Origin of the sequence: Psychrobacter sp. PL19 (genome assembly GCF_017875835.1) — a bacterium.
In the GTDB taxonomy this organism is placed as follows: Bacteria; Pseudomonadota; Gammaproteobacteria; order Pseudomonadales; family Moraxellaceae; genus Psychrobacter.
Genome location: NZ_JAGING010000001.1, coordinates 1,030,227 through 1,051,921, shown reverse-complemented (window position 1 = coordinate 1,051,921; position 21,695 = coordinate 1,030,227). Strand labels below are relative to the sequence as shown.

The following is a 21,695-nucleotide window of genomic DNA, read 5'->3' as shown; positions in this document are numbered from 1 at the left end:
AAATTTTCTATTCTACTTATGGACCTAACCTACTTGATCAACTTAACCATCGAGCACAATACTCTACGTAAATAGCAGACGAAAAAAAACGAACCCGGAGGCTCGTTTTTTTTCGCATATTGTAGTTGTCATTTACTTGTTGTAGTAAGCGATAACCACATTTTGCTAATTAGATAGCAACGATGTTATGTGCTTGTGGGCCTTTTTGACCTTGAGTTACTGTGAACTCAACTTCTTGGCCTTCAGCTAAAGTTTTGAAGCCTGAACCAGTGATTTCGCTGTAATGAGCAAAAACATCAGCACCGCTTTCTGGAGCGATAAAACCAAAGCCTTTAGCTTCGTTAAACCACTTAACTGTACCTTTCATAGTATCTGACATATTCATAATCCTAATTTTTTAATCTAATAATGGTCTAATGACCGACAACGCTTGCAAATAGCTACTGAACAATAAATATTAAAACGAAGGATTATAACTAATACTACGAGGTAATGATTTGGTGCAGAACTGCTCTTAAGCTTGTGCGTATTATAAGGGGCTTCTACCAATAGCGCAAGCCCTATCTGGCAATTAAGGTAATAGGTTACAAATGTACACCTGTTTTCACCCCTTTTAAGCCTCTCAGATGTCTAAGAATTGAAGGAGTTCTTGACTATGCGTCAGGTAGTCGGAACATGAATATTGCTACTCCAGTACAAATTACTGCGACCACCCAAGCCATCCACAGCGTGGCGTCTGGCAGTTTATAAAACAGCATACTGGTGGATATAGTCATCATAATCGTCGCTAGCCACTTAGCATAACGAGGCACAGCACGCTTATCTTCCCAGTCACGTACAAACTTGCCAAAGGACCGATGATTAATGAGCCAAAAATGAAAACGACGTGAACTGCGTGCCCAACATCCTGCCGCCAGTAGTACAAATGGCGCGGTTGGCATTACTGGCAGCAGCACGCCAATTATTCCTAATGCAAAAAATAACCAGCCTAATAGCAAGAACAGCCAACGCACCGTAGGGTTATTGGATTGGTTGGTCTTAGGACGGTAATAGAAGGTGCGTTTTTGTTCAGTCATGGCTGCGGTATCAAAAGGTGATAAATGGTAGGTAATGTTTATTACCTATATGAGTAGCTTAGCATGCAGTAGTTGACAAAACCGTGCAATACTGAATTTGAGTCGTTTTGCTATACAAGCGTATTATTGTTGAGTAGTTAAGTAAGTGACATGTCTTACGAAGCAGCTAATATTTACTGAACAACAAGTGTATCAGCTCAGGGGGAAACTACTATTTGATACGCTTGATTAAGTAAAAAAACCGCTTGGCATTCAACCTAGAGCGGTCTTCTATAGCAGGAATAAAGCAGTTATAAATATATTTTATACTAACGAAAATACGAAAACAATAAACGATAAGAAGTAACTGAGCATTATGACCACAACATATTTTTCATTCATCTGTTTGTCGTTAATATTACGTTTTCCTAGGGTGATACCAAGCTTTTCAATCGCTACCCCAAAAAAATAAACGGCCAACGAAAATAATATAACTTGGAAAAAGACACCAAGAAGAGTATTCATCACAGGAAATAAAACTTTAATCTTAAAAACTAACAGTAATAAAAAAGCAATTAACCCTGATATAGAGCCCTGAAAAAATATAATATCGTGCCAAGTTGCATCAGTTTTATAAAAGCTATTTTCGATATCAAAGCTACCAGGTATGGGTTTTCTAGCAATAGCCCCTCTTCTAACCACGGCCCTATAGGCATTTATCTTACTTACCGTAATAATAAGTAAAGAAGATGTAAGAATAACCCACAAAAAAACGTATAGATTTAGGATAATCATTGCTCCATGATTCGATGAAAGAACGGCTCGAATATACTACCTATATTATTGCTCTATACATTAACAAATTTTAATGCCTGAGTTCTAATTTGAGTAGACTCAAACGTCTGGATTATAAGGACTTACTTATCTGGTTAATCCAAGTTTTTCGTTAATACAGAGCTACTAGTCCGGCCGCTTTTACTGTAGTGACACTGTCGCTTACTGTACGAGCTACTACTATGTCGCTCAACTTATTTGCGACAGTTATTTGTTTAGTTTAACTGATACAAAGCTATTAATCTCTACCTCTATTGGACTTCTACTTCTGACATTCAATATTTTCAGTACTGTATCGTCGCTATTAGCCCAACTTAACAGTGAGCATGGCTCGTTGATGAGATAACTAGCGGCCATTCTATGCCAGTTGAAATATTTAAGAAAGCATACTTTGTTTACTGGTATAAAAAAAACGCTCACAATGCTATCTGGAACGGCTTTTGTATGCAAACCTTAAATTTACTAGGTTGGATTTGAGCCAAGTATCAACGGTATAGCTTTATCATAAGCGAGTATCTATATTGTTATCGCAATTCATTGCCTTTATAACTTAATTAACTTGTTTGATTCAACACCAACCACTTAAACAGTCGCTTTACTAATAAAACATATGTTTGGTGAAATACTTCAAATTCTAACCCAGTACCGAACTAACCGCCACCTCTCCTCTTAAATCATATACCAACACACTTATCCTTTTTACTAATTGCTGCTCTATCTCCGTATAAGCCTCTTTTTTAAACAAAGCCTTCGATCTCCTAGCTGCCTTAACATAGGCACTATTTTTATATAGAACCTCAGTTAGCTCATGATTGATAGTCGCTATCTCATTGAAGTAAACGTCTAATGTATGATTGCTAGCTTTAAGAGATGCGAGTATGTCTTCTAGTTTTTGCGAGTTATCTAGAATAGATGTTATCTTCTCTATGATTAACGTATCTTGATATCCAAAATTTCTGATATTAACGCGAGATTGTAGTGCAGAGAGGATAACTAAAGGTATGATTAACATGATTAAAACGATAACGTAGCTCATGAGTGTTGTACCCGCACCGCCCAAGGCTAGTATTAAGAACCAAATGACTAATATCGTTAATAACCCAGCCATAACACCGTTAAATATTGATATGGATGGCAACCACTGCCGCAATCGCTCTATTTTAGTAAAACCAAGACTATCGATCTTCTCTACTTCGATATCTATCTTGTCGGTAGACTTTATTTCTTCTATTAATATTTTTATATTTTCAGCATCATTGACTAAGCGGCTACTGTTTTTTAATTCTTTTATTATAAGAGAGATATTGGCTTCTAACTTAGCAATGCTAGCGTTGACCTGCTCTTGTAATTCAGTGACTTTGTTAAAAATAAAGCTATATTGCTCATAGGTATTATCATAGGAGCTTCTACTTTTTGTGGATTGCTCATGACTACCGCAAGTCAATAACAGCAGCATCGTACTTTTAAATTGACTCTCACAATACTCTTCTCTAGCAAAGGCTATAGTAGAATAAGTCTTTAGTTGTCTATACTTTGGAGAATCTTGTCGTGTTTTTCGATATAAGAAAAATATAGGGATAGCAAGTAGTAAAGCGATAATGACAAGCTTAAAAAAAACACTATCCATAAGCGTATTCCAGCTCTAATAAATTTATAAGTATAGTTGATGGGTTACCACTAACAAACATGGCTTATGATAACGCTCATCATAAGCCATGTTTTTATAAGGACAGTAGCTACCTGCAAGCTACGTACAACCTATAAATTCTTTAGCTGCTCCATCTGCGCCGTCATCGCGACCAATTGCCCTTCTAGCTCAGTCAATTTTGCCTTTTCAGCGTCAACGACTTCGGCAGGTGCTTTACTGACAAAGCCTTCGTTACCTAATTTGCGCGAGATACCTTCGGCTTGCTTTTGTAGCTTTTCATACGCTTTATCCAAACGAGTTAGCTCAGCAGTTGGGTCAATCAGTCCTTTCATCGGTACTAATACGCGCAGCTGTCCAATCATACTAGATGACGATAGAGGCACTTCATCGCCTGCTTTTAGAATGGTCAAGCTCTCTACTTTTGCCAGAGCTTTAAACTGATTGGCGATACGCGATAAACGCTCATCTTCAGCTAGTGAGATATTTTGTAGTAGAACTGGTAGACGTACCGCGTTGCCCAGTTTCATCTCGCCACGAATATTACGCACGCTAGCAATCAATTGTTGTAGCCAGGCCATATCAGCTTCAATCTGCTTACTGATTTGGGTAGTGTCAGTTTGCGGATAGGCGGCGATAACGATGCTGTCAGTGTCTTTACGATCTAATAGTGGCGCGATAGTCTGCCAAATTTTCTCAGTCAGATACGGCATAATTGGATGAGTAAAGCGTAGAGCAGTTTCTAGTACATGTAGCAGTACGTAGCGTATTTGCGCTTTGCGCGCGTCCGTCACCGAGTCATCATTTAGACTGGCTTTAGCAAGCTCAACATACCAATCACAATATTCATTCCAAATAAACTCATAGATATCATGGCTGACCATGTCCAGACGATACTGGGTAAAATGCTGATGAATATTGGCAACAGTAGAATTCAGACGGCTGATAATCCACTTTTCAGGCAACTCCCAAACTTCTGGTTTGGCCATTTGGTCGATAGGTAGCGCATTGCCTTGCCCTGCTTCAGAACTATCCACACAGTTCATCAGTACAAAACGGCTGGCGTTCCAAATCTTGTTACAGAAGTTACGATAGCCTTCAACCCGTTTGAGATCAAAGTTGATATCGCGTCCCGTGCTGGCTAAAGAGGTAAAGGTAAAGCGTAGCGCGTCAGTACCAAAGGCTGGAATACCTTCTGGGAACTCTTTACGGGTTTGCTTTTCAATTTTGGCCGCGTCTTTAGGGTTCATCATATTGCTAGTACGTTTAGTGACCAAGGCCTCAAGATCGATACCATCGATGATATCGATAGGATCAAGCACGTTACCTTTAGACTTAGACATTTTTTGCCCAAAGCTGTCGCGTACTAAGCCATGCACATAAACAGTTTTAAACGGGACTTGCGGAGTACCATCTTCATTTTTGACGAAATGCATGGTCATCATGATCATGCGAGCGACCCAAAAGAAAATAATGTCAAAGCCAGTGACCAAAACACTGGTCGGATGGAAGGTTTCCATTACTTTTGCATCCGCATTCTCATCTGCCCAACCTAAGGTACTAAACGTCCAGAGACCCGAGCTAAACCAAGTATCAAGCACGTCGTCATCTTGGCGTAAGCTGACCTCAGCGCCTAGGTTATACTTGCTGCGTACTTCAGCTTCATCACGCGCCACATAGATGCTGCCTGCGTCGTCGTACCAGGCTGGAATACGATGACCCCACCATAGCTGACGGCTGATGCACCAGTCTTGTAAACCATTCATCCATGCCATATACATGTTTTTATATTGCGCAGGGACAAACTCGATACTGCCATTTTCTACCGCGTCAATGGCAGGCTGAGCTAGTTTTTCAACCGCCACATACCATTGATCGGTCAACCATGGCTCGACGATAACCCCACTACGGTCACCGCGTGGTGCTTTGAGCGCATAGTCTTCGATATTTTCTAGCCAGCCTTGCTCTTGTGCTTGCTCGACCATCACTTTACGTGCCGCAAAGCGCTCCAGTCCAGCATATTCACTTGGGGTAGTTTCAAGCTCAGGGTCGCGAGTTTGCAGGTCAGGATAGACTTCCATTGCTGGCAATATATTGGCATGAGCATCAAGAATATTAATCAAAGGTAAATCATGACGACGACCAAGCTCATAGTCATTAAAGTCATGAGCAGGTGTGATTTTGACGCAACCGGTACCAAAGTCGCTTTCGACATAATCATCGGCAACAATAGGTACGACTCGACCAGTAATTGGCAAGGTAATGGTTTTGCCCACTAGATGCGCGTAACGTTCATCGCTTGGATTGACCGCAACTGCTGTATCGCCTAATAAGGTTTCAGGGCGGGTGGTTGCCACCACTAGATAGTTTTTGCCATCTTGGGTAGTAATGTCTTTATCGGTGAAATGATAGCGAAAATGCCATAAGCTGCCTTTTTCGTCATGGTTTTCCACTTCTAGGTCTGATAACGCCGTTTGGAACTTTGGATCCCAATTCACCAGACGCTTACCACGATAAATCAATCCGTCATCAAACAGGCGCACGAACACTTCTTTTACCGCATTAGACAGACCATCATCCATGGTAAAACGCTCACGTGACCAATCTACCGAGCTGCCTAAGCGACGGATTTGAGTGGTAATGTTATCCCCCGACTCTTCTTTCCATTCCCAGACTTTATCGATAAAGGCGTCACGTCCTAAATCATGACGCTTGATACCTTCAGCATTCAGACGACGCTCAACCACCATCTGAGTGGCGATACCCGCATGGTCCGTACCCGGCTGCCAGAGCGTATTGTCACCATCCATACGGTGATAGCGAGTCAAGGCATCCATGATAGCATTGTTGAAGCCATGGCCCATATGTAGGGAACCGGTAACGTTCGGCGGTGGCAACGCGATAGAAAACGACTCTTCTTTATCAAAGGTCGGCTGAAAATAGCCATTGTCTTCCCAGCCTTGATACATGCCGGCCTCAACCTGACTTGGATTATAGGCATTTTCAAGTTGAGTTAAAGCAGCTTGGATAGAAGTGGTTAAGTTAGTTTTGGTGTTTTGACTATTAGGGGGGTTACTCATAGGGCTCTCAAACTAAAAAGTGAATTGGTACAATAGTATGGTTATAAAAAAATGGTTGTATGAATGGTCCTTCATAGCAGGACCATAAACTGGATAGCTACTGCCAATCTCATACAATTTACCAACGCAAGCAGGCTTAAAAAAATAATACTTGCGATAGATAATAAACAGGATACTAATGAAATATACTGGTAGAAAAAAGATAATGAGATGATTTTATCTTATATAAGCAAACTTTGTTAGCTTCGGATGATTTTTCCTCACTCTATCGCACAAAGATCGTTTAGAACGACCCTTAATCACCTGATATAAGGAGATCATTATGTCTAATTATAAAGATAGCCTCACTTCTGACGCTACTCACAAAAATCATCAAGATATCGTTGACGGTAATGCTAACGGTTCAAATCACCAAATGGAACAGAAAAAATCATCAGTCGAAAATGAAGTTAATAACAGTGCAGAAGAAAATAACAACGACGAGATTGATGACAGTAACAATCAGTCCTCGGCCGACGTTACCAAAAACTTAGCAGACGACGATTTTTCTGAAGTGGTCAGTAACGAAGACAAAGAAACCATCAAAGAAGTCGCCAGTGATGATAACTTTAGTGCACCCAAAAGCTATGCCAGCATTTTGGTTGAACAATTCATGGATGCTAAAGAAACTTTTAATCGCTCGCTGGGCTCGTTATTTACCAGTGCTTTTACCGCAGGGCTGGAAATTGGTATCAGCTTATTTGTTATTTTAACGGCATTTGCGCTACTCAGCGACGTGTTACCTAGCCAATATGCGATAGTGTTGTCCTCCCTGTTATATCCAATAGGCTTTATTATCGTGGTCATTGGTCAGTCATTATTATTCACCGAACAGACCTCTTTATTAAGTTTGCCAGTGCTCAATAAAATCGAGCCGTTATGGAAGCTGCTACGCTTGTGGGGCATCGTTATCGCGGGAAATATTGTGGGTGGCTGTCTGTTTGCAGCGCTGATGATTGGCTTAGGTATTAATATGAAGTTGTTCAGCATTGCAGATGTTGACGCTTATGCGCAGCATGTTTTAGGCTATGAATGGTGGGTCATTTTTGGCAGCTCAATCTTAGCGGGCTGGATGATGGGCGTAGCCGCATGGCTAGTGACCTCAGCACGCGATACCATTAGCCGTATCGTACTGGTGTCATTAATTACCGGTAGTATTGGCTTTTTGGGCTTGCACCACAGTATCGTCGGCAATATTGAGGTATTTTCTGCCTTACTGTATGGCGATAGCGTCAGCTTAGGCAGTTATTTGTTATTTTTGTTGGTGGTACTAGTAGGCAATACGATTGGCGGGGTGGTGTTTGTGGCAGTGCTTAAAAACCGAATTTTTTTGTTTGAGATTAAAAAAGTTAAACAGCAAACCGAGGATGGTAAGAATGACAGCACAGCGCGGATGAATGCACGTCAACGGTAGTGTGTGGTTCTTAATTACGTGATAGTTGATTAACAACCATTTGATAATTGATTCTCACGTAATCATCAAGTAGTGTTCAAGATATTTATGCAAAAGATGCTCTAGCAACTATTAAAATATATCCCATAGCAAACTTTGCGAGGCTAAGTTTATTATGGGATTACTGTCATGGTTAACCAATACTTAGAGCATGCCTGCTGCCAAAGTATCACTCTCTGTTTGAGCTTTCTTATGCTTGGCGCTGAATATTTTTACTAAGATCCCGGCAGTAAAGAACATCACTAAAGTATAGATAGCTGGGGTCATTGACATGTCATAGTTGGACAATAAGGTTAATGCCATAAATATCGATAACGTACTGTTCTGTAAGCCTACTTCCATAGTGATTGAGGTTCTTTGTGCCAAGTTTAAGCCGAACAACTTACTTGAAAGATAACCAAGCGCCATAGTTGAGACGTTTAGGAGTAATGATACCGGTCCGGTCTCAATAAAGGCAGCAACGACGATATCTCTTTGGACATAGACCAAAAAAACAACCAAGAAGGTCAAAAATGTAACGCCGAATCTAGACACTAGTACTTGTGAGCTATCAGCTACCCTTGGCGCAAAACGTCTAATCAGCATGCCGATACTAATAGGCACGATGGTAATTACTACTAAGGAGACCATTGTTTTGACGATAGGTAACTGAAATTCGCTACCTGTGCCCATAAAATAAATCAATGAAAAGCTCAAAACAATAGGAATAGTAAAGACAGTTATAACACTAGCAATCGCAGTCATAGTTACTGATAACGCGACATCGCCTTTGGCCAAATAGGTAAACAGGTTTGATGTAGTGCCACCAGGACAAAGCACCAATAACATGACACCTACCGCATATTCGGGTCGTAGTGGCATGATGTTAGCCAGTGCAAAGCCAATGAGCGGTAACATGATCAACTGATTGGTTAAACCAATACCCACTGCTTTAGGATATTTTGCAACTCGTTTAAAATCGTTTGTGACAAGGGATAAACCCATCCCCATCATAATCAAAAACAGACAAATGGGAATAACGACTGAATTTACTAAGGTGACTAGCTGAACACTTTCCATAACTACATCCATGTAGATAGGACCTTTATATAGGTCAATAAATAAAATTTTAGTTAACACATGTTACTAAGTATTTAATTTAAGTACTTATTTGCAACCTATAGTAAAATTATTGGTCCTACAAATGTTTTCTGTGGGCTCTATAGTTTTTACCAGATTATAAAGGGGAAATGCGCGGAAGTGTGTACATGGTCATTTTGACGATTGCTTCACTTAATCCACATTTAAACTTGAGCTTATACCATTAAGGAGTAGTAAAAAAACCTTGTGCTTAGTGCTGGGTGAATTTTGGTGCGGATGGGTTTATTGATATCGTTATATAGAATTATTTCTATGCGAAATAATAAAGAGATTTTTAAGGAAATGAGGGTGAATAGCGGATGCGGCGACAATACTGGAGTCGCGCGAACACGTTTTCTACTAAATGGCGTAACTTGTATGAATAACTATCAGGTCTGGATTGGGCGGTGTGGCATTTTTTCTTGTAAGGATGACTGGTATCATACCGTACATACAATCTTGGTTTCTGATAGCGTCTGAATAATAACCTTTATCAGCATCACAGGATGAGTGGATTTGCGTAGTTGCTGCGTCACAGCTTCGTCTAATTGCTCTATACTCACCAAGCCTAGCTCCACTTGCATGCTAGTGACATAGCAGATAGCAACCATGGTCCTTCACAGTCACTTGTAGCGACTCCCAGAGATTATCGGTTAATGCGTGTCTTGCTGATATGCCTCATATTTTCTAGAATACTTGCTTGATTTTAGGCGATACCTGAAGGCTATTTAGCTTTTTCGATGTTTATTACCGCCGTACCATAAGCGATGGCTTCTACCATGCTACCCATCTGGTTAATATTACTGACCTCTAAACGCAAACCATAAATATGGCTGTAGCCTTTCATATGAGCTTGCGTGCGCATACGTACCAATGCTTCGCGCCGTGCTCGATCCAGCAGGGTCTCATATGTGGTTAGATTTTTGCCAAATAAGCTAAGCACTCGTGCAATCACCATTTTAAAATAATCTTGGGCGATAACCACGCTACCGATTACCAGCTCACCTTGGCTATTAGCCGGCAGGGTCGGTCGATAAAAGCGCTCGGTAGAGACGATAATATGGTTGAGCTCTTTTTCTGAAATACTCAACTGCGCCAGATGTTGACGCTCATGCCGCGCGCCAAAAAACCAACCGACCACAAATAATATAATGAGCGGCGCATAGTTAAACAGCATTTGGGTTATAGAGTTATTCATGGCAGGTCTCTTATCATAAAAAACTTAGCCAAAGGGATTGAAGCGCGGCAGATCTGCGGCTGGCGTTGGCGTTTGACTCTGTTGTTGTTCATATGGCGCAGTGGGTGGTTGATTTTGAAAAGAGTGGTCTTGCATCCGTACAACCTTGACCGCGGTGCCATAGACAAAAAGCTCAGAGGCACCTTGAGCAATACTAGAAGTCGAAAAGCGCAGGCCAACCACGGCATCAGCGCCCAAGGACTCCGCCTTTATGATCATCCGGTCTATCGCTTCTTGTCGCGATTCTTCTAACAGTTCGGTATAGGCGGTCAGCTCCCCGCCGACAATGTTTTTTAGACCAGCAAACAAGTCCTTACCGACATGCTTTGAGCGCACGGTGCTACCATAGACCACATCCAAACGCTCAGTGATTTGATAATTGGGTAAGTGTTCAAGATTAGACAGTTGCACGGTCATGGTATTACCTTATCAGTGATATTTAGGGTTCAAAGATAACGATTAGAGACAACAGTAATCTTTGATACTAGTCATTAGTATGGAACAATAAAAACAGCTCGGTTAAATTACCTTCGATACTATTGGCCATTTGTGCCAGTTTATCTTGATCAGCACGCATTTCTGCCAACTCTGGATCTTCATCATCAATGCCACTGAGTACAATCATTGGCAAGGTTAGTATGGCAACGTCTTCGGCAGTATCTTCAGCTTCGAACCAGTCGCTAGCGTCATCGCCATACATAACATCCACAAACCCAATCGACCACGCTACAATATCTGACTCATCAGAAAAATCGACTGCGATTTCTTCATCGCCGGCGTCTTCACCAAATGGTAGCTCGATGGGCTTCTCATTTTTGAGCTCATCCATAATGAAGGCACGCCAGCGGTGAATACCATCGATGACATTTTCTGGAATTTCTTTTACATGGCCTTCAAACAACGCATCTATCCAATTTGGTAGTGGTCGCCCAATGATAGTAGCGGTCAAAAAACCGTGAGTCGCGACACTATCGAGCACAAACGGGCTCTCTTGGTTGTCTAAAAAATCCAGTAATTCGTCAAAGCTCAGCGGGTTGCTCATGGGTCACTTGTCCTTGGTCGATAGCTTGCGTCGTGCGCAACAGACTATCTGTTAAATGCAATATGGTAAATAGTATACTAATAAAAGTTATTTTGATTAAACAGATGACATTAAATAATACTGTTAAGACAGTGGTTGTTATAAGGCTACCATTAAGAACCAACACTCATTGAAAATTAACCACGGAGTCTAACAAGCTTAGCACAGTTCAGTAATGACGCTCTGTTGAGCGCATGGTCAACATTGGTCTAACACTTAAGTATCATCTTAAGACTTAGATATCGTCATCATCCCAATCATCGCCATCAGCATCAAAATCATCTAAATCGTCTAGCTCATCTTTTAATTCTTTCGCCAAACGCTTCTCTTCTAATAAATTATCAATCAAACGTCGTTTCTCAAGGCTACTTAAACGTGTACGCACGCTCGTTTCTGCCTCTTCTACCATTTTGGCGTCATCATCATCAACAAAGTCACCATCAAAATCATCATCAATATCAGCGTCACTCATGACAAACTCCTGTTATTTAGGCAAAGGTGTAAAAATACGTCTTTATATATATGCCTTATAGAGTCTCTATAAAGCCTTGTCAACCTTTTTATGACAATCTCAATTTTAGTCTTAATTATGGGGGTGGCTATAGGATTATTTACTGGTTGTCACTTTCGGTCATTAGCACCGCATTCCGGACATCAGCCAGTCGCTGAATCATAGCATCATTACCACCATCAAATACCGCACACTCACGCTCATAGACAGTTGTCGGGCGCTTTAGGCTTTGTACTTGAACGTGGTTACCTATTTGCTTGAGTCCAGAATTAGGCAACAAGATGAGCATTTGCTCTTTTTTGCCCACACTTTCAAGCAGTTGGGTCATGGCATCGGCCTGAGCGCTGTCGCTAACCCCGGCTTTAACTGGTAACGCAAAGCGTGACAGCTCAATATGCTTATCATGGATAATCTTATTGAGCATTAGATACAACTTGCCCAGCATGACGCCAGCTAGTGCTACTTTAGCATGGCTATTATCAGCTTTGAGCTCTGCATAAGCCCCTTTTTCGTTAAAATGTGGCTCATTGATGGCGCTGACACCAAGCAGTAATGGCTGCTTGAGCAATTCAACGAGCGCTTGATTGAGCAGCTGAGTACAGAGCGCAAGATAGGGCATGCGCATCTCAGGCGCTAAGCGTTCCAGCATATTATATTCATCGTGAAATACAATATGTACGTTAACACTATCAAAAGCTCGGGTAGCAGATAGCTTAGAGGGGTTGCTTCTAAACCCATAAGCAACGCTATCAGTACCCGGTATCTGATCTTTTTCACCACTGGCTGCAGTACGATTAGTATCGTCGTCAACTGTATTAGTAACAGAGTCCACGATGTTAGAGTCAGTCAGACCTCCATGAGTCTGTTGTTCCTTTAAATAGGCGTTGAGCTCACTATGAATCGTAGTCGTGCTGACAGTAGCTTTATTATTATCATTAGCAGTAGTTTGACTGCCAGCCTGGTTGCGACCATCATCTACCCTGCTATGTTCGTTGTCCATCATACTGGTACCAGCTGACTGACGATCTTGGGTACGTTGCCCCTCTTGTCTAGAATGCTCGCGGTGTAAATCTTGAATATCATGACTCAGCGCATTGATTTGCTCTTTGGTTGGACGTGCAATATAACCATAAAGCAACCATAATAATAAATGTAGGAACAGTGAGCCGATAACAAATGGCCACTGCATAGCAATGATTTCACCTTTGCTAATATCCTTCAGGGTCAGTGACACACTACCAATAACGGCATCACCCTTGGTAGCTATTTGGCGGATAGTAGCACCTTGCTGCATGGGCGCATTCCCCACAGGCACCAGTACATCGTTATTATTATCTTTAATCAGTATCCGCGCGACATCTTGTTCAATCGTATAACGATTAGCAATGACACTGAGACTAACCCGATCTTTATTCTCTAAAGACAGGCGCGCTTCATCAATGAGCTGAGCGACCATTTGCTCGCCTTTTTGTGCGCGGCTTTTGGTCAGCTGCTGGTCGGTGCTAATTACTAGTAATAAGGTCTGTAAACAAAAACTAACCAAAACAATAATGGCAAACAACCCTTGCCGCGGCGCTAAATACATCATGATATATTAAACTTTTTTAGATAAAAGGAATTAAAAAACGAGACTGCTGCTCATTTTTTGGAAAAGTGTGCTGCTACCAATGTGCTGCTATAGTAGCTCAATTTAAGATGGCTTCATTGAAAGCTATGAGGGCTGACGTTGATGAAGCATACTCGAATCGGCTTTACTCGGCCCAATTGCGCCGTTAATAAATGGCCAGTTACTATTATCCACTATATCACCATAGAGGTCATCATAGGTTTAGCGGTTATCATAAATTTCATCTAATCGTTTTATTTTCACGACTGTAGGGTAATCACTTTTTTAGCTATAATTACAGTTAATATGCGTCTGTTGTACTTTGGCGGTCGTCTATAGGCGCTGCACGGTAAAGCTGTTATTATTCCTAATCTTATCTGAGCACACAAGGGACAATTGAGCCATGCCAAAAAATACACCTTATTCGTTACCAAAAGACAGCAAAGCATGGCAACAAGCCGTCGACTCTGTAGCGTCACTATTACCTGATGATACCAATTTGCAAGATTTTGACGCGCTGCAATCTCTGCCAGTCTTTGCTTTAATTGTGGTATTACCTGCACACGTGTCAGCACTTGATATCCATCAGTATATTCAGTCATGGGTCGATGAGCAGCCAAGCTGGCATCTAGTAACCGTAGCAGAAGATACTGAGGCGGCCTTTGTCAATATCACTATCGACGTTAAAGACGTTGATCCTGCTTATGTTTCTAATGCCACTACTAGCACTGACTCTACTAGCACTGACTCTAAGATCGCTGACAGTCAATCTAAAACTATAGCTGAACCGCCATTTGTGCCGGCGCAAGTATTTCGTTATCTATTAGTGCCCGTTACCGATACCCTCATGCACCCTGGCAAAAAAACCGCTGCCGCTCATATCATTGATGATCAGTTGACTACCAGCTTACGTCGCGACTTGGCCGAAAACTATAGCAAAGACTATCCTGATAGCAAAAAAACAGCCCTTGATGATCGTAATCTAGTCGATTGTCATATTTTGTCTATTGGTCATATGCTACGTACCCATAAGCTAGTCTGCTTTGATATGGATTCAACCTTGATTGAACAAGAAGTCATCGTTGAGCTGGCAAAAACCGCTGGCATCGGCGAAGAAGTCGCCGCCATTACCGAAGCCGCTATGCGTGGTGAAATTGAATTTGACGAGTCTTTTGCCCAACGTGTGGATTTGCTAAAAGGCATTCCTACTACTGTCCTTGATGAAATTTGTGCCCGTTTAACGTTATCAACCGGTGCACGTACGACTATTAGCGCCTTTAAGGCCTTAGGTTATCATACCGTATTGGTTTCGGGCGGCTTTACTTATTTTGCCCGTTATATCGCTGAACAGCTGGGTATTGATGAAGTACACGCCAACCATTTAGATGTTGAAGGCGGCGAAGTAACCGGTCATGTGCAGCTGCCGATCGTCAATGGCGCAAAAAAAGCCGCCATCGTGACAGGTATTGCCGAACGTTTAGGTATTGAGCTATCACAAGTGGTCTGTGTCGGTGATGGCGCTAATGATTTACCAATGATGGCCATTGCTGATTTAGGCGTTGCCTATCTTGCAAAGCCCATTGTCCAAGCGCGCGCGGATGCAGCGGTCAACGTCACTGGGCTTGAAGGTGTGCTTTATACGCTTGGCTACCCTGCGCTGATTCCCGCACAATAACCCGAGCAATAAAATAAAGACAGTCTATTTATCCACACCATAAGCTAGGTTAATGTTTATTTCGTTAGCTTAGCTTTTACGACTGGTGTACGCAGTGGCGCTAGTCTTTTATAACTTTTACGACTTTTTAACACAAGGAATGTCCATGACGGCATCACCCTCCCCACGTCCAGATTCGCCGTCGCCGAATCCTCAAGCCGAGACTAATCCCGTGCACAACGATGGCTCACAAAAAGACAGCCCTAAGCAGCTGCTAGGGGTCTATGTTAAAGGCATAGTAATGGGCGCAGCTGATATTGTACCAGGCGTCTCTGGCGGTACGATTGCACTGATTGCTGGTATTTACGAGCGCTTGATCAATGCGCTTGGTAGCATTGGCCCTAGTCTTTGGGGCGTATTTCGTCAAGATGGTGGTATCAAAGGCTTACTTGCTGTTTGGCGACGCGTTGATGCCACGTTTTTATTGTGCTTAGTATTGGGTATTGCGACCAGTCTAGTAACTTTAGCCGGTATTATTAAACATTTATTGGACAATCAACCACTGCTTATTTGGTCGTTTTTCTTTGGCCTAGTAGTGGCTACGGTCGTTATATTATTAACTGAGATTAAACGTTGGAATACCGCACGTGCCAGTTTATTTATTATTGGTATGGTCACAGCCGTTATTATTAGTAGTATGCCCATGCTGGCTAGCACCCCAAGCTTACCGTATTTATTTTTTGCGGGGGCGATTGCGATTTGCGCTATGATCCTACCTGGTATTTCGGGGTCGTTTATTTTACTGTTATTAGGCGCTTATGATACGGTGCTGGAAGCCGTACATACTTTTAACCTGACTATTATTTTGACTGTAGTCGCGGGTATGGCAAGTGGACTACTGTTATTTACCCATATGCTTAAGTGGCTGCTATCACGCTACTATCAAGGGACACTTGCGCTGTTAACGGGCTTTATTGCGGGCTCATTACTTAAAGTATGGCCGTGGAAAACGGATGCTTTAGGTACGTTAAATAGCGATGCAATAAACAACGTTGCACCATGGCAATATCCTACTGGTGCGCATTGGCTGACCACTTTGGGGCTGATGCTGTTGGGCGCCGTTTTAGTATCGTTGCTGTCTTGGTGGGGTCACCGCAGCAATCGCAGTTAACATATCGCTATGATTAACCCAATTTAGAAACAGCACGGTGCTACTGCGATATTTTTTATAAAAAATCCGAAGAAATTTGTACTAAACCAAACGTCAACTGTTGTCGCAAAGTCGCCCTGACCCCCTTTAGCTTTATTCCTTGAGCTTTCATAATGGTGTTATTGGAATTCACCTTATGAATAGCGAGATGAATGATGTTTATGACTGTATTTTCTATGGTAGGTGTGGGCACCTGGAGTGCTGGCGCGCTGCTTGGTTATGGCCTATTAGCAGGATTAATTGTAGCGCTCGCCCTATCACCACAGCGTTGGTTACTGTGGTATCTGTTTGGCGGCATGGTCTACTGGTTGGCAGTTGAATTTATGCAAAGTGTATTGCTGCAGTGGTTCACGCTGTCAGAGTGGCACAGCTATGTAACCGCAATGGGCATCAGTTGGCTGCCTTTAGGGGGTTGGGTCCTATTTCGAGCCATGCGTTATGATGATCTCAGTCAAACCGTACAGCGGCAGCGCGAACTAGAGGCGGCACGCTATATTGAGCATACCCCTGTGTACGATGACGACTATCAACCCCGTTTTCACTAGTTGCATCATAAAAACATCATAGGCTGGCGAGTGTTACACAATACTCAACGCTCTCTACGTAATTACTAAAGAACTGAAACGGGCTCATAGTTTATAATGCGGCTATACAAATGCGCCTATATAATTGTCGTAAAAATTGCTATAGAGTAGACTCTATTTCACTTCTCATTTTTTAGGAGTTCAACTATGTTTACTATTCCTGTTTTAGATGTCAAATCTGATCCATTAGATGTGTTACTGACAGTCATTGGCTACAGATTGTCAATGCTGACCGATAGTGATAACGAAGAGTTCAAATCACTATTGGCTGATCGTACAGTTATCATTGAGTTTGCCAGTCAAGAAGCGGACGTCGCACGTTACTTTAGCTTTGACAATGGCCAGTTTAGCCAACATAGTGGTCACGCTGATAAAGCGAATCTAACCATAAGTTTTAAAGATTCTATGACTGGTGTTAGGCTGTTGACTAAAGGCAGTCTTCCGGCCTTTATGACGGCAGTTCAAGAAGGTAATTTGAGTATAGAAGGCGATTACAGCCTGATGATGTGGTTCAATAAACTTGCCAAACACATCGTACCAGTTATTCCTGAAGAGCTTAAGCCTTATATCACCCGTGCCAAACCTTATGCTTATAAAGCGCAACAGTTTGCTGGACATTGGATCGGTATCGCTAAGCATAAGCTGGGTAAATAAGCGATTAAATAACCAAGAGTCTAAACGGTGAATGTACTCATAACTACTTGCCAGAACACCCCTGCTATTATTATTAAGGTTGCGGTATACTACGGTTACCGTAACTTTTTTTATGCATTAAATTCAGAGTTTATATAAGTTTGAGCTTTTTTAATTTTCAACTTATATAGATTCCTAGTTGATCATTTATTCATATTTTCTGTTTTTCATGGTATTTATTATACCTGGCACTTATTATAAAAAGGATTTAGCTCATGGCAGGATTGCTTTCAATCACAGAGCCTACTACCAGTACTACTCACATCGCAGCTGACTTTTTCGCGACAGCAACGTTACCATCTACATCTAGCGTACACAGCCGCGAACAGATTGCGCAGCTGTTTGATTTGCCATTGATGGATTTGTTGTTACAAGCCCAAACCATTCATCGCCAGCATTTTGTGGCCAATGAAGTACAAATTAGTACCTTACTATCGATTAAAACCGGTAACTGTCCTGAAGATTGTGGCTATTGTGCACAATCCGGTCATCACCGCGACAAGACCAAGCTACAAGCAGAAAAGCGCATAGACGTTGATAAGGTAATTGCTGCTGCTAAACGCGCAAAATCTAGTGGCTCATCAAGATTTTGTATGGGAGCCGCATGGAAGCATCCGAGTGCCAAAGATATGCCCTATGTGGTCGAGCTGGTCAAGGAAGTTAAGGCATTAGGGCTGGAAACTTGTATGACCTTGGGCATGCTTGATACCAACCAAGCGACCCAGTTGGCCGATGCAGGATTAGATTATTACAATCATAATCTGGACACCTCAAGACGCTACTATGAGCAAGTAGTCAGTACCCGCAGCTATGATGAGCGACTAGATACTATTAGCAACGTACGCAACTCAGGTATCAATGTCTGTAGTGGTAATATCGTTGGTATGGGCGAGAGCCGTGATGATCGGATCGACTGGGTACATGAGTTGCTAAAAATGCCGAAGGCACCTGAATCTATTCCCGTTAACTTACTGGTTCCTGTTTCAGGTACGCCCATTGGTGACAAAATATTAGCAGAGGGTGAGTTGTCAGTCCTTGAGTGGATTCGCACTATTGCAGTCACGCGTATTTGCTGCCCGAGCAGCTATGTAAGACTGTCCGCTGGGCGTGAGAGCTTATCGGATGCCGAGCAAGCTTTAGCCTTTATGGGCGGTGCTAACTCGTTCTTTTATGGTGATAAGCTGCTAACGACTGGTAATGCCAGCCAATCAGGCGACGACCGATTGATGCGTGAACTGGGCTTAACCAAGCAATTTGCGGCGCCAAGAGCACCTAAACAATTACCCGTCATTGATGCAATGAATGGTCATGAGTCACAAATGGTGTTAGCAGAATAAATTAAAGTGCGCTGATGGTATGCTGGCAGACTTTTATCATTTGCCAGTGCCAATGCCAATATAAGGTAAGCTTGCCAGCGTTGCAGCGGTGACAACATAGGTTTAGACTGGTCAGCGTTTATCGATAGTCAGAAACCGTATATTAAGAGATCAAGCTATGGCAGATTATTTCGACTGGATTAAAGCGGCGCATATTATTTCAATGGTTACTTGGTTTGCGGCAATTTTTTATCTGCCTCGCCTATTTGTCTATCATGCGATGAGTGACGACAAGATCAGTCACGAGCGTTTTATTATTATGGAGCGCAAGCTATATCGCGGTATCATGACTCCCTCGATGATAGCGACTTGGGGTTTTGGCTTGTGGATGGTGTTCTTGGGTTGGGACGCCTACAAAACCCAAGGCTGGCTCCACGTCAAGATTTTGTTAGTGGTTCTATTATCTGCCTATCATGGTGCTTGTGGTTTTTATCGTAAAAAGCTGGTCGACAAGCCACAATATAAGTCACATGTTTTTTGGCGCTGGTTTAATGAAGTACCCGTTATTGCCTTAGTGATTATCGTCATATTAGTGGTGGTTCAACCATTTTAAGACTGCCTTAACTTTAAGCTAACCTTCATGTTTTAATCTAAAAAGCGTCCATAACTTATTAGTTACGGACGCTTTTTTAACTCTGTTTTTTAACTCTGTTTTTTATATTTGTGTTTTATAGATAATGAGGCAGGTATCGCTGACTTACTACAGTAATATACACTTAATACGTCTAATTCAGCTGTCAACTCAGATTTTCTTGACCCTATTAGACACTAGGACGCATGATTTGATAGACATTGCTTAAGTCATAAACGCGATAACGTGCAGGCTCACGGCGCTGCTCGCCGGCATAACTCAATATCAGCGCCTGCTTGGCTGCTTCATCGACCCAGCCAACAAACAGTCCACTATGCTCAACACCATTGTAGCCATGATTAATATAATATAGCCAATCACCCACTTCGATATCACTACTATTGGCATAAGGCCCTTGTTTATAAGCACCTTTGTGCACAGTATCCTTGGTTACTCCTGCCCGATTAAATACTGCGTTGAGATAATCCCAACAGCCGCCCTGAATAATGGTGCGCTCATTTAGTGCCATAGTACGTGCGGTGCTGATGACCTCACGAGCGGCAATACTACTTTGGATCTCAGCGTTACTCAGCAGCGGCAGATACTCACTGTCAACGTTGTCATAGCTACCGGATAAAAACGCAGGCAGTACAGTTGCAGGCTGTCGTTGTACGTTCGGATAACGATAAGAGTTAGCCACAGCTGGTTTAGTGGGCGGCTCATATGCATACCCATTAGCAACTGGCTTGGCGGTGTTAAAAGTAGTAGTACTATCAATGCTTGGATAAGGGATACGCGCGCGTTGAATGGTTGAGCGAGTACTGATTCTAGCAGAAGGAACAATTGTCTGCGATGGGTTATAGCGAGCAGTTGATACAGTCTGGGTAGATTTTTGTGTAATCAGTGCACTCATACTATCGGCATGGACGTAACTCGTACTACCTAAAAACAGGGTTAGTAGTGCGACAACAGGTGCTTTTTTTATAGTAGTAAATGTTGTGATAGCAGACTGAGCAAATAATACATTACGCGAGGCAATAACCAGCAATGGTGGCATGACTAGATCCTTGTCAACTTGGTACATGGTACATGGTACATGGTACATGGTACATGGTAATCCAATTATCAGCTTGTAGTTATAAACCATTTAGACAAGCGACTGCAAGTACTATTAATAACTGTCGAAGGACAAAAGGTGGGTAAATCGAGGTAGAAGGTAAAATGCGAACACGGTATATCAAGAATAAAAGATTTAAATTGAAAGGATCTTATTGAAAATAACAATTGAAGGAATCTCATTGACATAGGCTGGGCGCTAAACCTAAAGTATAAAAGGTAGCGGTCAAAAAATGATCTTTGGATGTTAAGCTTTCAGAACGAAAACGTAACCGCTACTTATCTGGCTCGCTACTCATCTTAATCTCAATCACTACTCATCTTAATATTGGCATGACGCTTATTAAGCGGTTGACCTTGTAAGATAGCTTTAGTGGCCTGCGCTTCTGGCACGCTCTCAAAGCCGCTGATAGAGTATTTACGGACACTGTCGGCACCAAAAATCTGTAGCTGCTCTCCTTCTAGCGTTACTTTGTCGCCTTCTAGCAGATGAATATGTTCACGTTTACCCTGATTGTCATGTACCAGCTCACCGTCTTGCACCCATAAGATACCGCTACAGATATGACCAATCATGGCTTTTTTGTGCAACTGGCGTTTGCGATTAAAAATAAAACTACCAATAATCAGGAGAGCAAGTGCGCCAATAGACCATCGTACCGGCAGCAAACTCATCGCCATCGCTACCGCAACCGCGCCTACTAATAACGCCACGCCAAACCAAAACAGCCCATTGTCTAATGCTTGGGGCTGCCCTTGCAAGGTGATTTTTGCGCCGTCATCAGTTAGCTTGAGCATGGGTTACTACCTGTTACGGGGTAAATAGAGAGG

At 42.2% G+C, this 21,695-nt stretch carries 20 protein-coding genes and 1 pseudogene; 7 read left to right on the top strand and 14 right to left on the bottom strand.

The genetic code is table 11. The features are described from left to right. Positions 1-169 precede the first annotated feature (169 nt). The 5 genes from H4W00_RS04245 to H4W00_RS04225 form a co-directional block, all read right to left on the bottom strand. Positions 170-379 carry a cold-shock protein gene (locus H4W00_RS04245; RefSeq protein WP_062533834.1) on the bottom strand — a complete coding sequence of 70 codons (210 nt, stop codon included), beginning with the start codon at positions 377-379 and terminating at the stop codon, positions 170-172. 274 nt (positions 380-653) lie between these two features. Then, positions 654-1,076, bottom strand: a complete 423-nt coding sequence (locus H4W00_RS04240; protein WP_209956382.1) for a YbaN family protein — start codon at positions 1,074-1,076, stop codon at positions 654-656. Positions 1,077-1,379: 303 nt separating this feature from the next. Further along, positions 1,380-1,850 carry a hypothetical protein gene (locus H4W00_RS04235; protein ID WP_209956381.1) on the bottom strand — a complete coding sequence of 157 codons (471 nt, stop codon included), beginning with the start codon at positions 1,848-1,850 and terminating at the stop codon, positions 1,380-1,382. A gap of 673 nt (positions 1,851-2,523) precedes the next feature. Next, a complete protein-coding gene (locus tag H4W00_RS04230) occupies positions 2,524-3,516 on the bottom strand; it encodes a hypothetical protein (protein ID WP_209956380.1) in 993 nt (330 codons plus the stop codon). A gap of 131 nt (positions 3,517-3,647) precedes the next feature. Further along, on the bottom strand, positions 3,648-6,614 hold the full coding sequence (locus H4W00_RS04225) for a valine--tRNA ligase (protein ID WP_209956379.1): 2,967 nt from the start codon (positions 6,612-6,614) through the stop codon (positions 3,648-3,650). Positions 6,615-6,936: 322 nt separating this feature from the next. On the opposite strand from H4W00_RS04225, the gene H4W00_RS04220 reads away from it, so the two are divergent. After that, on the top strand, positions 6,937-8,067 hold the full coding sequence (locus tag H4W00_RS04220; protein WP_334684868.1) for a formate/nitrite transporter family protein: 1,131 nt from the start codon (positions 6,937-6,939) through the stop codon (positions 8,065-8,067). A gap of 183 nt (positions 8,068-8,250) precedes the next feature. Here H4W00_RS04220 and H4W00_RS04215 read toward each other — a convergent pair whose 3' ends face one another. The 7 genes and pseudogenes from H4W00_RS04215 to H4W00_RS04185 form a co-directional block, all read right to left on the bottom strand. Continuing rightward, positions 8,251-9,165 carry a bile acid:sodium symporter family protein gene (locus H4W00_RS04215; protein WP_209956378.1) on the bottom strand — a complete coding sequence of 305 codons (915 nt, stop codon included), beginning with the start codon at positions 9,163-9,165 and terminating at the stop codon, positions 8,251-8,253. 379 nt (positions 9,166-9,544) lie between these two features. Then, a pseudogene (locus tag H4W00_RS12560) lies at positions 9,545-9,900 on the bottom strand (hypothetical protein); the annotation flags it as partial. A 49-nt stretch (positions 9,901-9,949) separates the two neighbouring features. Then, positions 9,950-10,423 (bottom strand): YbjQ family protein, encoded by a 474-nt coding sequence (locus H4W00_RS04205; protein ID WP_209956376.1) that lies wholly within the window; start codon positions 10,421-10,423, stop codon positions 9,950-9,952. Between the two features lie 24 nt (positions 10,424-10,447). Continuing rightward, positions 10,448-10,879: a YbjQ family protein gene (locus H4W00_RS04200; RefSeq protein WP_209956375.1), complete on the bottom strand. Its 432-nt coding sequence runs from the start codon at positions 10,877-10,879 to the stop codon at positions 10,448-10,450. A gap of 67 nt (positions 10,880-10,946) precedes the next feature. Beyond that, the gene (locus H4W00_RS04195; RefSeq protein WP_209956374.1) at positions 10,947-11,504 is read right to left on the bottom strand and encodes a UPF0149 family protein; all 558 of its coding nucleotides are present in this window, start codon (positions 11,502-11,504) and stop codon (positions 10,947-10,949) included. Between the two features lie 274 nt (positions 11,505-11,778). Further along, a complete protein-coding gene (locus tag H4W00_RS04190) occupies positions 11,779-12,015 on the bottom strand; it encodes a PA3496 family putative envelope integrity protein (RefSeq protein ID WP_209956373.1) in 237 nt (78 codons plus the stop codon). 139 nt (positions 12,016-12,154) lie between these two features. Next, positions 12,155-13,642, bottom strand: coding sequence for a hypothetical protein (locus H4W00_RS04185; RefSeq protein ID WP_209956372.1), 1,488 nt, complete (start codon positions 13,640-13,642; stop codon positions 12,155-12,157). 421 nt (positions 13,643-14,063) lie between these two features. Between H4W00_RS04185 and serB the strand changes: the two genes are divergently transcribed. The 6 genes from serB (at position 14,064) to hemJ (ending at position 19,730) form a co-directional block, all read left to right on the top strand. Beyond that, on the top strand, positions 14,064-15,335 hold the full coding sequence (gene serB, locus H4W00_RS04180) for a phosphoserine phosphatase SerB (protein WP_209956371.1): 1,272 nt from the start codon (positions 14,064-14,066) through the stop codon (positions 15,333-15,335). A 145-nt stretch (positions 15,336-15,480) separates the two neighbouring features. Beyond that, positions 15,481-16,485, top strand: coding sequence for a DUF368 domain-containing protein (locus H4W00_RS04175; RefSeq protein WP_209956370.1), 1,005 nt, complete (start codon positions 15,481-15,483; stop codon positions 16,483-16,485). Positions 16,486-16,685: 200 nt separating this feature from the next. After that, complete coding sequence (gene aciT, locus H4W00_RS04170) at positions 16,686-17,069, top strand: AciT family ciprofloxacin tolerance protein (RefSeq protein WP_334684867.1); 384 nt, start codon at positions 16,686-16,688, stop codon at positions 17,067-17,069. A 186-nt stretch (positions 17,070-17,255) separates the two neighbouring features. Continuing rightward, positions 17,256-17,762: an SCP2 sterol-binding domain-containing protein gene (locus tag H4W00_RS04165; protein WP_209956369.1), complete on the top strand. Its 507-nt coding sequence runs from the start codon at positions 17,256-17,258 to the stop codon at positions 17,760-17,762. A 254-nt stretch (positions 17,763-18,016) separates the two neighbouring features. Beyond that, positions 18,017-19,138, top strand: a complete 1,122-nt coding sequence (gene bioB / locus H4W00_RS04160) for a biotin synthase BioB (protein ID WP_209956368.1) — start codon at positions 18,017-18,019, stop codon at positions 19,136-19,138. Between the two features lie 157 nt (positions 19,139-19,295). Next, on the top strand, positions 19,296-19,730 hold the full coding sequence (hemJ, locus tag H4W00_RS04155) for a protoporphyrinogen oxidase HemJ (protein ID WP_209956367.1): 435 nt from the start codon (positions 19,296-19,298) through the stop codon (positions 19,728-19,730). A 208-nt stretch (positions 19,731-19,938) separates the two neighbouring features. Here the strand turns inward: hemJ and H4W00_RS04150 are convergent, their stop codons facing one another. Both H4W00_RS04150 and H4W00_RS04145 read right to left on the bottom strand, forming a co-directional pair. After that, on the bottom strand, positions 19,939-20,805 hold the full coding sequence (locus H4W00_RS04150; protein ID WP_334684866.1) for a hypothetical protein: 867 nt from the start codon (positions 20,803-20,805) through the stop codon (positions 19,939-19,941). Between the two features lie 365 nt (positions 20,806-21,170). Then, on the bottom strand, positions 21,171-21,662 hold the full coding sequence (locus tag H4W00_RS04145) for a hypothetical protein (protein WP_209956366.1): 492 nt from the start codon (positions 21,660-21,662) through the stop codon (positions 21,171-21,173). Positions 21,663-21,695: the final 33 nt, after the last annotated feature.

What these genes read in the sequence shown, in the direction of transcription:
- H4W00_RS04245 (WP_062533834.1), bottom strand. Translation starts at nt 379, where the DNA reads ATGTCAGATACTATGAAAGGTACAGTTAAGTGGTTTAACGAAGCTAAA.
- H4W00_RS04240 (WP_209956382.1), bottom strand. Translation starts at nt 1,076, where the DNA reads ATGACTGAACAAAAACGCACCTTCTATTACCGTCCTAAGACCAACCAA.
- H4W00_RS04235 (WP_209956381.1), bottom strand. Translation starts at nt 1,850, where the DNA reads ATGATTATCCTAAATCTATACGTTTTTTTGTGGGTTATTCTTACATCT.
- H4W00_RS04230 (WP_209956380.1), bottom strand. Translation starts at nt 3,516, where the DNA reads ATGGATAGTGTTTTTTTTAAGCTTGTCATTATCGCTTTACTACTTGCT.
- H4W00_RS04225 (WP_209956379.1), bottom strand. Translation starts at nt 6,614, where the DNA reads ATGAGTAACCCCCCTAATAGTCAAAACACCAAAACTAACTTAACCACT.
- H4W00_RS04220 (WP_334684868.1), top strand. Translation starts at nt 6,937, where the DNA reads ATGTCTAATTATAAAGATAGCCTCACTTCTGACGCTACTCACAAAAAT.
- H4W00_RS04215 (WP_209956378.1), bottom strand. Translation starts at nt 9,165, where the DNA reads ATGGAAAGTGTTCAGCTAGTCACCTTAGTAAATTCAGTCGTTATTCCC.
- H4W00_RS04205 (WP_209956376.1), bottom strand. Translation starts at nt 10,423, where the DNA reads ATGAATAACTCTATAACCCAAATGCTGTTTAACTATGCGCCGCTCATT.
- H4W00_RS04200 (WP_209956375.1), bottom strand. Translation starts at nt 10,879, where the DNA reads ATGACCGTGCAACTGTCTAATCTTGAACACTTACCCAATTATCAAATC.
- H4W00_RS04195 (WP_209956374.1), bottom strand. Translation starts at nt 11,504, where the DNA reads ATGAGCAACCCGCTGAGCTTTGACGAATTACTGGATTTTTTAGACAAC.
- H4W00_RS04190 (WP_209956373.1), bottom strand. Translation starts at nt 12,015, where the DNA reads ATGAGTGACGCTGATATTGATGATGATTTTGATGGTGACTTTGTTGAT.
- H4W00_RS04185 (WP_209956372.1), bottom strand. Translation starts at nt 13,642, where the DNA reads ATGATGTATTTAGCGCCGCGGCAAGGGTTGTTTGCCATTATTGTTTTG.
- serB (WP_209956371.1), top strand. Translation starts at nt 14,064, where the DNA reads ATGCCAAAAAATACACCTTATTCGTTACCAAAAGACAGCAAAGCATGG.
- H4W00_RS04175 (WP_209956370.1), top strand. Translation starts at nt 15,481, where the DNA reads ATGACGGCATCACCCTCCCCACGTCCAGATTCGCCGTCGCCGAATCCT.
- aciT (WP_334684867.1), top strand. Translation starts at nt 16,686, where the DNA reads ATGACTGTATTTTCTATGGTAGGTGTGGGCACCTGGAGTGCTGGCGCG.
- H4W00_RS04165 (WP_209956369.1), top strand. Translation starts at nt 17,256, where the DNA reads ATGTTTACTATTCCTGTTTTAGATGTCAAATCTGATCCATTAGATGTG.
- bioB (WP_209956368.1), top strand. Translation starts at nt 18,017, where the DNA reads ATGGCAGGATTGCTTTCAATCACAGAGCCTACTACCAGTACTACTCAC.
- hemJ (WP_209956367.1), top strand. Translation starts at nt 19,296, where the DNA reads ATGGCAGATTATTTCGACTGGATTAAAGCGGCGCATATTATTTCAATG.
- H4W00_RS04150 (WP_334684866.1), bottom strand. Translation starts at nt 20,805, where the DNA reads ATGCCACCATTGCTGGTTATTGCCTCGCGTAATGTATTATTTGCTCAG.
- H4W00_RS04145 (WP_209956366.1), bottom strand. Translation starts at nt 21,662, where the DNA reads ATGCTCAAGCTAACTGATGACGGCGCAAAAATCACCTTGCAAGGGCAG.